The sequence below is a fragment of the Streptomyces sp. 8L genome (assembly GCF_020176795.1).
GTDB lineage: Bacteria > Actinomycetota > Actinomycetes > Streptomycetales > Streptomycetaceae > Streptomyces.
The window spans coordinates 1-12,708 of sequence record NZ_JAIUKE010000376.1 but is presented as its reverse complement, the minus strand read 5'-3'; the positions used below and the strand labels follow the sequence as shown (position 1 = coordinate 12,708).

Below are 12,708 nucleotides of genomic sequence, written 5' to 3'. Positions count from 1 at the left end.
CCCGCCCCCGCCCCCCGGGGCCCCCCCACCGTCCCTCCCACCGGCGCCCCCTCCCCGGTACCCCGCGCCGGCCGCGGCCGGGGGGCTGGGGGCGCACCACCGGTGACGTACGCGCCCGTGGCGCGGGCGAGACCCCGCCACCGCAGCCACCACCCCCGCAGGGCCCGGCCGCGCTCCACCCGAACCCCCCACCGGCCGGGTCCTGCACCCATGTCCCGCGTGCCGCGCCCGTACGGCGCATCAGTCCGAGCGGCGCGCCCCGGCCCGCAGCAGACTTGACGGCATGTCGGGCAAGCGAAGTGCGGGGCTACTGGTCCACCGGATGACGGACACCGGTGCGGAGGTGCTCATCGGCCATATGGGCGGCCCCTTCTGGGCCCGCCGCGAGGCCGCCGCCTGGTCGATGCCCAAGGGCGAGTACGAGGAGGGCGAGCGGCCCGAGGACGCGGCGCGCCGCGAGTTCCGCGAGGAGCTGGGGCTGACGCCGCCCGAGGGCCCCTGGGTCCCGCTCGGCGAACACCGGCAGCGGAGCGGCAAAACGGTCGTCGCCTGGGCGGTGGAGGGCGATCTGGACCCGGCGGACGCCGTCTTCGGCACGTTCTCGATGGAGTGGCCGCGGGGTTCGGGGGTCCAGCGGGAGTTCCCCGAAATCGACCGCGTGGCCTGGGTGCCCCTCGCGGAGGCCGGGGAGCGGCTGGTGGCGGGGCAGCGGGTCTTCCTCGACCGGCTCGGCCGCCACATAGCCGACGCCGGCTGACCCCGTCCCCACAGGCCGCCGTCGCCGCCCGCCCCTCCCGGGCCGCCTTCGCCCGGGGCCGGGACGGCAGGGGCCGCGAGCCGACTCCCCCGTCCTGACGAAAGGTGCACCTCCGTGCGCTACCGCACGCATGTCCTCGCCGCGGCCGGAACGTTCCTGGCTGTCGCCTCCGTACTCCCCCATCTGTCCCCGCCCGCCTCGGCGACGACCGGCCTGGCCGCGCGGGCGTCCGGCTCGCCGCCGGGCCGGCCCGGCGCCCCGGGGCCCGTATCGCCCCACGCACCCGCGGGGGCCGCGGGGCCACCCAGCGCCCTGCTCCAGGAGGGCTCGGTCACCGCGGCGCAGCTGCTGGCCCGGCTCGGGCACTGCGACCAGGTGTCGGACGGCCTGTACCGGACGGACGAGGAGGACGACGAGCCCAGCGTGCCGGTCTGCGGCACGCAGGGCACGGTGTACTGGACGGCCGATCTGGACATCGACTGCGACGGCCGCGTCACCGAGCACTGCAACGGGGACACGGACGGCGAGTTCCAGGACATGACGGCGTTCCCGCAGTCGGACGGCGAGGCGCTGAACGCGGAGAAGCTGCCGTACGTGGTCGTGCCCGACCCGGGGGGCGCCTGGGACTACCGCGCCTCGGGCATCCGCGGCGGCGGGCTGGCCGCCGTCGTGCACGACGGCCAGGTGCAGTACGCGGTCGTCGGCGACACCGGCCCCGCCGGGCTGATCGGCGAGGCCTCCTACGCGACGGCGCACGCGCTGGGCATCACTCCGGACCCGGCGGGCGGGGGCGCACCGAAGGATGTCACGTACATCCTGTTCCGGAACACGAAGGTGGAGCCGGTGGAGAACCACGCGGAGGCGGTACGCATGGGCGACCGGCTGGCACGGGAGTTCGTGGCCGGCACGCGCTGAGGACCGCGGCACAGTTGAGAGACCGCGGCATGCACTGAGAGACCGCGGCATGCGCTGAGGGACCGCGGCGCGCGTATCCGGATTCCGCGGAAAGGGGGGCGGCCCCCCCGGCCGGGGGGGGGGGCCGGGGGGGCCCGGGGGGGGCCCCCCCCCCCCCCCCCCCGGAGCCCCCTCCGGCCGCCGGAGGGCATTGTCTACAGCACGCCGTGCGGACGCAGGCCGCGGGCCCTGGCGCGCAGCTCGAACTTCTGCACCTTGCCGATGGGGTTGCGCGGCAGCAGGTCGATCGGCTCGAGCCGCTCCGGCCAGTACTGCTTGGCCACCTGGTGCTCGTCCAGGTAGCGCCGCATCTCCTCGAACTCCAGGGTCGCACCGTCCTTCAGCACCACGAAGGCGCAGGCGCGCTCGCCGAGCCGCTCGTCCGGCATGGCCACGATCGCCACGTCCTCGATGGCGGGGTGGCCGAACAGCAGCTGCTCGACCTCGGCCACCGGGATCTTCTCGCCGCCGCGGTTGACGACGTCCTTCACCCGTCCGGTGATGCGCAGGAACCCCGACTCGTCGATCGTCGCGAGGTCCCCGGTGCGGTACCAGCCGTCCTCGGTGAACACCTCGGCCGTCAGGTCGGGGCGGTCCAGGTAGCCGCTGAACACGGTGGGGGAGTGCAGCTCGAAGTTGCCCTCCTCGCCCGCGGGCAGCACCAGGCCCGAGTCGTCCGTGATGCGCAGTTCGATCCCGTCCAGCGCGCGGCCGTCGGAGCCCCAGCGCTCGCCCGGCTCGTCGCCCGGCGCGGAGAGCGCGCCGAGGCACGTCTCCGTCGTACCGAACGCGCCGCACACGTCGGCACCGAGCAGCCGGCCGGCCCGCTCCGCGAGGCCGCGCGGTACCTGGGCGCCCGTGGCCACGAAGATCCGCAGGTTGCGGGGGGTCTCGCCGCTCTCCTCGACCGCCTTGACCAGGTCGGCCAGGAACGGTGTCGCCGCCTGCACGAAGGTCGCGCCGTGCTGGTTCAGCGACTGGAGGGCGCGCTTGGCGTCCCAGTCGGACTGCACGATCTGCGGCACGCCCAGCACCATCGCGAGGACCATGCCGTACAGGAAACCGGTCTGGTGGGCGAGGGGCGAGGGCACCCAGACCGCGTCCCGGGCGCCGAGGCCGAGGTGCTTGACCTCCATGGCGGCCGCGCGCACCAGATGGGCCGTGGGCTGCGTGACGCCCTTCGGCTCGCCCGTGGTGCCCGACGTGAACAGCAGCTGCGCCGTCATGTCGGGCGTCGGGACGATCGCGTCGAGCGCGGCGCGGTCGACCGCGGTCTCGTCGAGCGCGGCGCCGAAGTCCCGTACGGACAGGCCCGTCGCACCCGCGTCGGGCAGCGTCGCGGAGCCGCCCGTGGTGGACAGCACCAGCACGTGCTCCAGCGCGGCGCGGTCCTCGCCGGACAGCCCGAGCACCTCCTCGGCGGGGCGCCGCGAGCGGTACTCGTCGGCGACCACCAGCACACGGGCCTTCGAGCGGCGCAGCACGAAGCCGACCTCGCGCTCCCGGAAGAACGGGATGACCGGGCAGCACACCGCGCCGATGCGCAGCGCCGCCAGCGAGAGCACCACGAACTCGACGCGGTTGGGCAGCTGGTAGGCCACGTTCTCGCCGGGCTGCACACCGAGGCCGAGCAGCATCGAGGCGGTGCGCTCCACCCGCTCGGCCAGTTCGCCCCAGCTGACGATCTCGTCGCGGTCGGCCCGTACGTCCACCACGGCGGTGTCGTTCGGGCGGGCGGCGGCGCGCCGGCTGAGCCACTCGGGCAGTGTGACGCCGGCCGCCAGGTCGGGCTTGGTGACCTCGCGCTCCAGACGGCGCGGCTTGGCCTTGCCGACCGCTCCCGCGCCCTCCTCCACCGACATCGGCACGCCGAGGGTGTTCATGGCGTCCAGGAAGGTGGGATAGGAGATGCGGTACGCGTTCGGGTAGGTGAGCGTGGAGTGCCCGCTCGCCCGCGACGACGCGATGGCCAGGGACATCAGCACCCGGTGGTCGTTGAACGACGACAGCTTGGCGCCGACGAGGCCGCCGACGCCCCGCACCCGGAGCGTGTCGCTCGTCAGCTCCAGCTCGCCGCCCATGGAGTTGAGCTGGAGCATCGCGGCGGCCCTGTCGGACTCCTTGAGCCGGGTGTGCGCGATGTTGCGGAACACCGACTCGCCGTACGCGAACGTGCCGAGCGTGGAGAGGATCGGCAGCATGTCCGGCACGTCGCGGCAGTCGATGTCGACGCCCTTGAGCATGGGGCGCTCCTGCTGGATGCGCACACCGCCGGCCGCCTCGTCGATCTCCATCGGCACGCCCATGGCGCGCGCGATGTCGAGGAAGTGGAACTCCGGGTGGTCGGCGGGCCCGCCCTCCAGCGAGGTGATCCCGCGCAGCAGCACGTCGGACGGGTGCAGCGCGGCGGCGGCGACGCCGAACGCGGCGGAGCCGATGTCCGGCGGGAGCGTCAGCTCGACCGGGTGGGCCTCCTGGTCCGGCTCGATGTCGAACCTGCGCCAGTCCTCCGACACCGTGACCCGGAGACCGAACTGCCGCATCATCGCGACCGTCAGCTCCAGGTACGTGCGCTCGTTCAGCTCGCCCTCCACCTCGATGGTGGTGTGACCGGTGGCGAACGGCGCGAGCAGGATCAGGCCGGAGATCCACTGCGAGAGCGTGCCCGCGATGCGTACGTGACCGCCGGTGGGCCTGCGTCCTGTCACCTGGATCGGCGGGCAGTCGTCCGCCGACTCCAGCTGGACGCCCATCTGTTCGAGTGCGCGCAGCAGGGGGCCGACCGGACGGCGCCTGAAGTACTTCTGCCCGGTCACCGCGACGTCGCGGTCGGACAGGGAGGCGAGCCCGATCATGAAGTAGAGGGTGGTGCCTGAGCTTCCCGCGGACACGGCCGAGCGGCGCGGCTTGTACCGGCCGCCGAGGCCGTGCACGACGAAGGTGTCACCGTCGCGTGTGATCCGCACGCCGAGCCCGCGCAGCAACTGCACGGTGTACTCGACGTGCCGGGCGTCGGAGAGCCCGTGCACTCGGCTCTCGCCGTCGGCGAGCGAGGCGAGGATCAGCGCGCGGTGCGCGTGGTACTTGGAGTTGGGGACGAGGACATCACCGGTGAGCTGGTGCTTGATCCCTTTGACGAGAAGGTGCATGGGGGCTTGCTACTCCCTGGCCAGGCGGGCACACCGGGCCGCGGTCGTCGGGGCGGGGACGGCGCCGTCGTCGCGGCGCGCAGGCGCCTGGACACCACGGACACGACCCCGGCCGCTGAGGCCGTGGCTCGGTGATGGAACCGTCCGTGAGACGGCAGTGGTTACGTTATGAAAGCTGGAGCGGGCGGGCAGGCGACATCGCCGGTCGGACCGAGGTGCGGTCCTTGCGGGGAACGACGGCCGGCCTGCGAGCAGATACGCGGGCACGGGCACGACCGTATCGCGAAGTGGCGCGAGCGCCGGGAGAGCGCCCACGGGGGTCAGTCACTCCGCGCGGATCGCGGCATCCGATGACGCGCGGAACAGATCGGACGGCTGTCATGGCGTGGAGGCCACGCTGCGGGGCCCTCCCGTCGTGGCAGGAGCCGAGGTGCGCTCGTGCGGCCCGGGGCCGGGTGCACGGGGAGGAGCGTCCGGATGACGAGCCCGCGCGGAGCCACGCCGCGACGGCGGTGGTCCTGCTGGAAGTGCTCGGTCATATGAGCTTTATATCAATGCTCGGTACATGCATGCAGCTCGCCCCTTACGAGTGAGACGAGTGGCAGGGGGTGACCGTTCCCGGACCTGCGGGGATCTTCTCGGTGTGGCGGACGCCACTTTCGGGACGGGCTCGTCGCGGCTCCCCGGCGGCCGGTCCTGGCCCGGACGCGGGGGCGCGCCGGGAGCGCCCGGCCGGAACCCCTCGTCGAGAGCGGCCGGTTGCCGCGCGGGCGCGTGCCGAACCTCACACCGCCCGCGGCCGGGTGTGCCGTCGTGCCGGGACAGGTGTTCAACCTCCCGTCGCCCGGCGGACATTCGGCACGCGAGGACGGCCGGGCCCGGCCGCGGCACGCCACCGGGGGCACACACGGACAGGGCAGCGTCCCGGTGGGCGCCGTGGCGGGCCCCGCGGTGGGCGCACAACACCCGCGCGCGCACGCGGGTGTTGTGCGCCGGTGGCGGCACCTTCTGGGAAACTTGCTTTACGAAGAGAGCCTCACTTTACGAAGAGACCCTCAGGCGTCCCTGCGGGAAGAGACCCTCAGGCGTCCCTGCGGGTGTCGAAGACCTGTTCCCTGGCCGCCTCCGCGGCCCGCGCCACCGCGCCGAGCAGCACCGCGTCGGCGCCCAGGGCCGACCCCACCACCCGCGGGCGCAGCGGCGTCAGATCCGCCAGGCACGCCTGGAGCGGCCCGAGCAGCAGATCACCGTTGCGGCCCACCCCGCCGCCCAGCACCACGAGTTCGGGGTCGAGCACGGCGGCGAGCGCCGCCACGGCGTGCGCGAGGCGCGCACCCTCCCGCTCCACCACCCGAAGCGCCGTCGTGTCACCGGCGCGCGCCGCGGCGAACACGTCCTTCGCGGTCCTGGCCGAGGCCTCCGGCATGCCCAGGGACCGGGCGAGCGCGACCACGGCGTCCGCCGACACGGCGTCCTCCATCGGGCCGCCGCGCGCCGGGGTGCCCGCCGCGCCCGGGCCGGAGTCCTCCGGCAGCGGGAACATCGGCAGGTAGCCGATCTCGCCCGCCGCGCCGTGGCCGCCCCGGAACAGCCTGCCGTCCGCGACCACGCCCGCGCCGAGGCCCGTGCCCACCCACAGGTACGCGAACAGCCGGGAGCCCTGGCCCGCGCCGAGCGCGTACTCGCCGAGCGCCGCGAGATTGGCGTCGTTCATCACATCGAGCCCGGTGTCGAGCTCCGCGTGCAGCCGGTCGAAGAGGCCGCTGCGCCCCCAGCCCGGCAGGTTGACCGCGTAGCGCACCCGATGGGTGCCGGGGTCGGTGACACCGGGGCTGCCCACCACCGTGTGCACCACCTGCGACCAGGCGAGCCCGGCCTCCGCCGCCACGGAGCGGGCCAGCCGCGCCGCCTCGCGCACCATCGCCCCCGCCGTACGGGCGGCGTTCGGTGTGTCGCGGGGGGCGGCCCCCCGGCCGGCGGGGGGGGGGGCCCCCGCGCCGCCCCCCCCCCCGGCCCCCCGCCCCCCCCCGCCCCGGGCCCCGCGCGCCGGGCGCGCCCCCCCCGCCCCCGGCGGGGGGGGGGGGGTGGGGGGGGGGGGGGGGGGCGGCGCCGCGGGGGGGGGGGGGGGCCCCCCGCGGCGCGCAGCCACTCGCGGCCCACGTCCACGCCGATCACGTAGCCCGCGGTCGGGTCCGCCGCGTAGAGCACGGCGGCCCTGCCCCGGCCCTGGCCCCGGCTGACCTCGCCCGTCGGGCGGACGAGCCCGGCGCGCTCCAGGCTGGCCAGCGCCGCCGAGACGGTCGGTTTGGACAGGCCGGTGGAACGGGCGAGTTCGGCCCGCGAGGTGGACCCCGCGGCGCGCAGCGCGTCGAGCAGTACGCGCTCGTTGTAGCTGCGCAGGACGCCCCGGTTCCAGACCTGCTCCCCGCCCGCGGGGCCGCCGGCTCCCCGGCCGGCCTCGCCGCCCTGCCCGTGCACGCCGTTCAGAATCGTTCCTCCCGAGCCGTTGACGTTCTTTTGTTAAGGATTCTAACTTGTTCGTTGCGCCGTCCTGATGGTTCCTTGACGCGGTCCCCGAGGGCAAGCAGCCCGGGAGCGCGGGGGAGCCCCGCACCCGTCCACGGCGGCGCGCCCCGTCAGACGGAGGAGGTGGGCCGGATGCCCAACACCGGCCGGAAGGCCGGGACGAACGACGTCGGGTTCGTCCGCAGCATCGGCCAGTTCCAGGCGAGCGCCATCAACATGAGCCAGATGGTCGGCGTCGGGCCGTTCATCACCATTCCCGCCATGATCATCGCCTTCGGCGGGCCGCAGGCGGTCATCGGCTGGGTCGCCGGCGCGGTCCTCGCCCTGGCGGACGGCCTCATCTGGGCCGAACTCGGGGCGTCCATGCCGGGCGCGGGAGGCTCGTACATCTATCTGCGGGAGGCCTTCCAGTACCGGACAGGGCGGCTGATGCCCTTCCTGTTCACCTGGACGGCCATGCTGTTCATCCCGCTCATCATGTCGACCGGCGTGGCCGGGTTCGTCCAGTACCTGGCCTACCTCTGGCCGTCCATGTCCTCGGGCCAGGGCGATCTGATCGGGCTCGCGATGTGCGTCGCCGTGGTGCTGCTGCTGTGGCGGCGCATCGACTCCGTCGGGCGGCTCACGACGGTGCTCTGGGTGATCATGATCATCAGCGTGGCCTGTGTGATCATCGCCTCGTTCACCCACTTCAGCGCCTCCGACGCCTTCACCTACCCGGCGCACGCCTTCGACCTCGGCTCCGGCAAGTTCTGGCTGGGCTTCGCCAGTGGGCTGACCATCGGGATCTACGACTACCTCGGCTACAACACCACGTCGTACATGGGCGCGGAGATCAAGAAGCCCGGACGGGTCCTGCCCCGCTCCATCATCTACGCCATCGTCGGCATCATGTGCATCTACCTGCTGATGCAGATCGGCACGCTCGGCGTCGTGAACTGGCACGACATGATCGACCCGAACAACCCGGCCTCCCGGTCGGTCGCCGCGGTGGTGCTGGAGAAGGCATGGGGCAGGACCACGGCGGACGTGATCACCGTGCTGATCCTCATCACCGCCTTCGCCTCCGTCTTCGCGGGGCTGCTCGGCGGCTCCCGGGTGCCCTACGACGCGGCGCGCGACAAGGTGTTCTTCCGGCAGTTCGGCACGCTGCACCCCAAGCACCGCTTCCCGGTGCTCGGCCTGGTCACCATGGGCGTGATCACGGCGGCGGCCTTCCTGGTCAGCCGGCACCTCGGCGACTCGGCGGCCCATCCGCCGCTGACCGTCCTGATCACCTTCCTCACCACGACGATGGTCATCGTGCAGGCCTTCGCGCAGATCGCCGCCGTCACCGTGCTGCGCAGGCGTCAGCCGGGCCTGCGCCGCCCGTACCGGATGTGGCTGTACCCGCTGCCGAGCGTCGTGGCGCTGGTGGGCTGGCTGACGGTGTACGTGTTCGCGGACAAGAACAACCCGGGGCTGCACCCGATCGAGGGATCGCTGGCCTGGGTGGTGCTCGGCGGCATCGCCTTCCTCGTGTGGGCGAAGTTCGAACGGACCTGGCCGTTCGGCCCGAAGGAGATCAACGAGAACTTCCTGAACATGCCCGAGGACCCCGACGAGGACCCGGGCGAGGGAGGCGCGGGCTCCGCGGTCGGGAGGGGCACGGGCCCCGCGGCCGGGGGAGCGGGCGAACGGGAGCGGGCGTGACGGACGGCACGACGGGCGCGCAGGCGACGGCGGCCGGCGGTCCGGAGTTCGTCCTCGGCATCGACATCGGCGGTACGAAGATCGCGCTCGCCACCGCGGGACCCGGCGGCGGCATCCTGCAAACGGCCCGCCTCGACACCCGCGCGCGGGACGGCGCGGACCAGGCCCTCGACCGGGCCCTGCGCGCGGCGGCCCGCCTGCGCGACGCCACCCCGGGACGGCTGCTCGGCGTCGGCGTCGCGGCGCCGGGCGTCGTCCACGACGACCATGTCGCCTACGCGCCGAACATTCCTGGCCTGGCCGATCTCGCGCTCAGGGACCGAGTGGCGGCGGCCCTCGGACCGGCCCCGGTGCGCGTGGACAACGACGTGAAGGCCGCGGGTTTGGCCGAAGCGCGCTGGGGCGCGCTGCGCGGGGCCGACCCGGGCCTCTACCTCAACCTCGGTACGGGCCTCGCCGCCGCCCTCGTCGTGGGCGGCCGGGTCCTGCGGGGCGCGCACGGCGCGGCGGGCGAGATCGGCTACCTGCTGCGCGAACGCGCCGCCCTGGCCGGGGGGGGGGGGGGGGGGGGGGGGGGGGGGGGGGGGGGGGGGGGGGGGGGGGGGGCGGGGGGGGGGGGGGGGGGGGGGGGGGGGGGGGGGGGGCGGGGGGGGGGCGCCGCGGGGGGGGGGGGGGGCCGCGCGGCGGCGCCCCCCCCCCGCCCCCCCCGGGGGGGGGGGGGGCGGGCCCCCCCACCGCTGGAGGAGTGCTTCTCCGGCCTCGGCCTGGCCCGCCGCGCCGAGGATCTGCTCGGCGGCGCCTGGACCGCGTCCGGCCTGTTCGCGGCCACCGACGGGCGGGCCCGCGCCCTGGTGGACGAGGCACTGGACACGCTGGCCGTCCAGGTCGCCAACATGGCGACCACCCTCGACCCGGCCGTGGTCGCGGTGGGCGGCGGCATGACCGCCGTGTCCGGCCGCATCCTGCCCGCGCTGACGCGTCGCCTCACCGAGGCCGTACCGTACCCGCCCGCCCTGGTCACGGCGCGGTTCGCGACCGACGCGGCGCTGGTGGGGGCGCTGGCGCTGGCACCGGCCCGGAGCGAGGCGGCCTGACGGCACGTCGGACCGGTGGCGGCGGCGCGGGTGGGGCTGGTGGCGCGGGCGCGGGTGGCCGGACCCGACCGCGCGCCCGGCGCTGCCGAGCCCCGGAGCCGTCTTCCGCGGTCCGCGCGTCTGTGCGTCTGCGGTCCGCGCGTCTGCGGTCCGTACGTCCGCGGTCCGCACGTCCGCGGTTCTTAGTCCTTAGTCACCTGCCCGCCGCGTGCTGTCCGCCTTCCGCCGTCCGGTGGGGCTCCCTCTGCTGTCCGTGTGGCCTCGGACAGCGGGGCGGCGCGCGGCGGCCGTCCGCGAGCGCCCCCCGTCGTAGGGTGCCGAGCGGTGGGCGGTCGGGGCCGGGACCTCGTGTCCTGCGGTGCCTCAACTGCCGTGCCCCGTCCCCGTATGCGTACGAGAGGCCACCGAATGCACCAGCGCAGGAAAAGACAGCCGCTCCTCGCGGCCCTCGCCAGTGGCGTACTGGCGGCGGGCTGTCTCACGCTCCTTCCCGCGACCGCCGCGCCCGCGACCGCCGCGCCCGCCCCCGTAGGCGCGGGCCCCACGGGCTCGCGGCAGGCCGATTTCACGGCCGCGGCGGCGGAGTTCCACGTCCCCGACTCCGTCCTGCTCGCCCTGGCGTACGAGGAGTCGCAGTGGGACGCGCACCCCGGCCAGTTCAACACCGGCGGCGGTTACGGCCCGATGAACCTCACCGACGTGACCGCGGCGATGGCCCGGGCGGGCGGCGCGGGCGCCGCGGGCCGCGGCGACCTCGGGACGTTCACCAAGGACCCGGCACTGCACACACTGGACAGCGCGGCCCGCCTGACCGGTGCCCCGGCCACGGCACTGCGGACCGACGCCCGTACGAACATCCGCGGCGGCGCCGCCCTTCTCGCCTCGTACGAGAAGACCCTCACGGGCGGCACCCCGGCGGACCCCGCCCAGTGGTACGGCGCCGTCGCCCGCTACAGCCAGGCGTCCGACCGCAGGACCGCGGGCGCTTTCGCGGACCGGGTGTACGGCACACTGCGCACCGGCGCGAGCCGCACCGTGGACCGGGGCCGGCGCGTCACCCTCGCCGGGCAGCCGTCGCTCCGGCCCGTCACCCCGCAGCTCGTCAAGGCGTACCCCAAGGCTCCCGCGACGGACGGCACCGCACAGCGGGCGACCGAGTGCCCGGCCACCGTGAGCTGCCGGTTCGTCGCCGCCGCGCCGTCCAACGGCCAGGTCGCGAACCGGCCGGACGACGGCATGTCCGTCAAGTACATCGTCATCCACGACACCGAGACGTCGTACGACGCCGCCGTGAAGATGTTCCAGGCGGCGGGCAACAACGCGGCGGCGCACTACGTCATGAAGTCGTCCGACGGGTCCGTCACCCAGATGGTGCCGACGAAGGACCTCGCCTTCCACGCGGGCAACTACTGGTACAACATGCACTCGATCGGTATCGAGCACGAGGGCTTCGCCGCCCAGGGCGCCACCTGGTACACGCAGGCGCAGTACCAGGAGACGGCGGACCTGGTGACGTACCTCGCGGACAAGTACGGCATCCCGCTGGACCGCGAGCACATCATCGGCCACGACAACGTCCCCGCACCCTCCGACGGCACTGTCGCGGACATGCACTGGGACCCGGGACCGTACTGGGACTGGAACCGGTTCATGGCACTGCTCGGCGCCCCCGCACCCACCGCCCACGGCGTCGGCGCGGTCGGCACCGCCGTGACGATCACACCCTCCTTCGAGAACAACGTCCAGACCGTGAGGATCTGCCCGGCCGACGACCCGACGGGTGCCACCAAGGCATGCGCCGACCGGCGCGCGCCGTCGAACTTCCTCTACGTCCACACCGCGCCCGACCCGAGCGCGCCGATCGTCGCGGACCCGTACACCGGCGCGGGCGGCGACGGCACCACGGGCATCGCGGACTGGGGCGGCACGGTCTCCGCGGGCCAGCAGTACGTCGTCGCGGGCACCAGCGGCGGCTGGACCGGGATCTGGTACGCGGGCCGGGAGGGCTGGATTCCCAACTCCGGCGGCGAGAACACCACTCCGGCGCCCGGCGCGCGCATCCTCCGGCCGAAGAGCGCGGGTTCCACGGGCCTGCCGGTGTACGGCGCGGCCTACCCGGACGCGTCGGAGTACCCGTCCGGCCTCACGCCGTCCGCGATGAACCCGCTCGGCAAGTACGCGATTCCGCGGGGGCAGGGCTACGTGGCCGCGCAGCCCCCGGCCGGCACGGACGACTACTTCGCGTCGAGCGGCACGCTGGTCACCGGCAAGCGGAAGTTCTCCACGATCCAGTTCGGCCACCGCGAAGCGCTCGTCGACATGGCGGGAGCGACGTCTTCGCCCAGCGAGTGAGCAGGGCGGACGCCGGAAGCCCCGCCAGGGGCGGGAAGCGCGGGGCCGGTGGTGGCGGAGCCCCCGCGCTCCGCCGGGTCGGGGGGGGAGGCGAACGGCACCACCAACCCCCCAACACAAACCCCAGGCCGCAACGACAACCACCCCCCCCCCCACACACCCAGGGGGCCCCCGTAAATCCCCC

7 protein-coding genes and 1 pseudogene are annotated in these 12,708 nt (G+C 74.6%); 5 read left to right on the top strand and 3 right to left on the bottom strand.

The window, feature by feature from the left end; all coding sequences use genetic code 11:
* The first annotated feature begins 283 nt into the window (after positions 1-283).
* A complete protein-coding gene (locus tag LCE31_RS27390; RefSeq protein ID WP_225018811.1) occupies positions 284-757 on the top strand; it encodes an NUDIX domain-containing protein in 474 nt (157 codons plus the stop codon).
* Positions 758-871: 114 nt separating this feature from the next.
* Positions 872-1,672, top strand: a complete 801-nt coding sequence (locus LCE31_RS27385; protein WP_225018809.1) for a glycoside hydrolase family 75 protein — start codon at positions 872-874, stop codon at positions 1,670-1,672.
* A gap of 194 nt (positions 1,673-1,866) precedes the next feature.
* On the opposite strand, the gene aroA is transcribed toward LCE31_RS27385, so the two are convergent.
* The 3 genes and pseudogenes from aroA to LCE31_RS27370 all read right to left on the bottom strand — a co-directional run.
* On the bottom strand, positions 1,867-4,860 hold the full coding sequence (gene aroA / locus LCE31_RS27380; protein WP_225018807.1) for a 3-phosphoshikimate 1-carboxyvinyltransferase: 2,994 nt from the start codon (positions 4,858-4,860) through the stop codon (positions 1,867-1,869).
* Positions 4,861-5,941: 1,081 nt separating this feature from the next.
* Positions 5,942-6,781 carry an ROK family protein gene (locus LCE31_RS27375; RefSeq protein WP_374118571.1) on the bottom strand — a complete coding sequence of 280 codons (840 nt, stop codon included), beginning with the start codon at positions 6,779-6,781 and terminating at the stop codon, positions 5,942-5,944.
* Positions 6,782-6,979: 198 nt separating this feature from the next.
* Positions 6,980-7,260: pseudogene (locus LCE31_RS27370) on the bottom strand (MarR family transcriptional regulator); the annotation flags it as partial.
* Positions 7,261-7,518: 258 nt separating this feature from the next.
* Here LCE31_RS27370 and LCE31_RS27365 point away from each other — a divergent pair.
* The 3 genes from LCE31_RS27365 (at position 7,519) to LCE31_RS27355 (ending at position 12,524) form a co-directional block, all read left to right on the top strand.
* A complete protein-coding gene (locus LCE31_RS27365) occupies positions 7,519-9,078 on the top strand; it encodes an APC family permease (RefSeq protein WP_225018805.1) in 1,560 nt (519 codons plus the stop codon).
* On the top strand, positions 9,075-10,172 hold the full coding sequence (locus LCE31_RS27360) for an ROK family protein (protein ID WP_225018804.1): 1,098 nt from the start codon (positions 9,075-9,077) through the stop codon (positions 10,170-10,172). Before LCE31_RS27365 ends, LCE31_RS27360 begins: the two co-directional genes overlap by 4 nt.
* Positions 10,173-10,580: 408 nt before the next feature.
* Positions 10,581-12,524, top strand: a complete 1,944-nt coding sequence (locus tag LCE31_RS27355; RefSeq protein ID WP_225018802.1) for a peptidoglycan recognition protein family protein — start codon at positions 10,581-10,583, stop codon at positions 12,522-12,524.
* Positions 12,525-12,708: the final 184 nt, after the last annotated feature.

Coding starts and splice junctions, on each gene's coding strand:
- aroA (WP_225018807.1), bottom strand. CDS start 4,860: ATGCACCTTCTCGTCAAAGGGATCAAGCACCAGCTCACCGGTGATGTC.
- LCE31_RS27375 (WP_374118571.1), bottom strand. CDS start 6,781: ATGGTGCGCGAGGCGGCGCGGCTGGCCCGCTCCGTGGCGGCGGAGGCC.
- LCE31_RS27390 (WP_225018811.1), top strand. CDS start 284: ATGTCGGGCAAGCGAAGTGCGGGGCTACTGGTCCACCGGATGACGGAC.
- LCE31_RS27365 (WP_225018805.1), top strand. CDS start 7,519: ATGCCCAACACCGGCCGGAAGGCCGGGACGAACGACGTCGGGTTCGTC.
- LCE31_RS27355 (WP_225018802.1), top strand. CDS start 10,581: ATGCACCAGCGCAGGAAAAGACAGCCGCTCCTCGCGGCCCTCGCCAGT.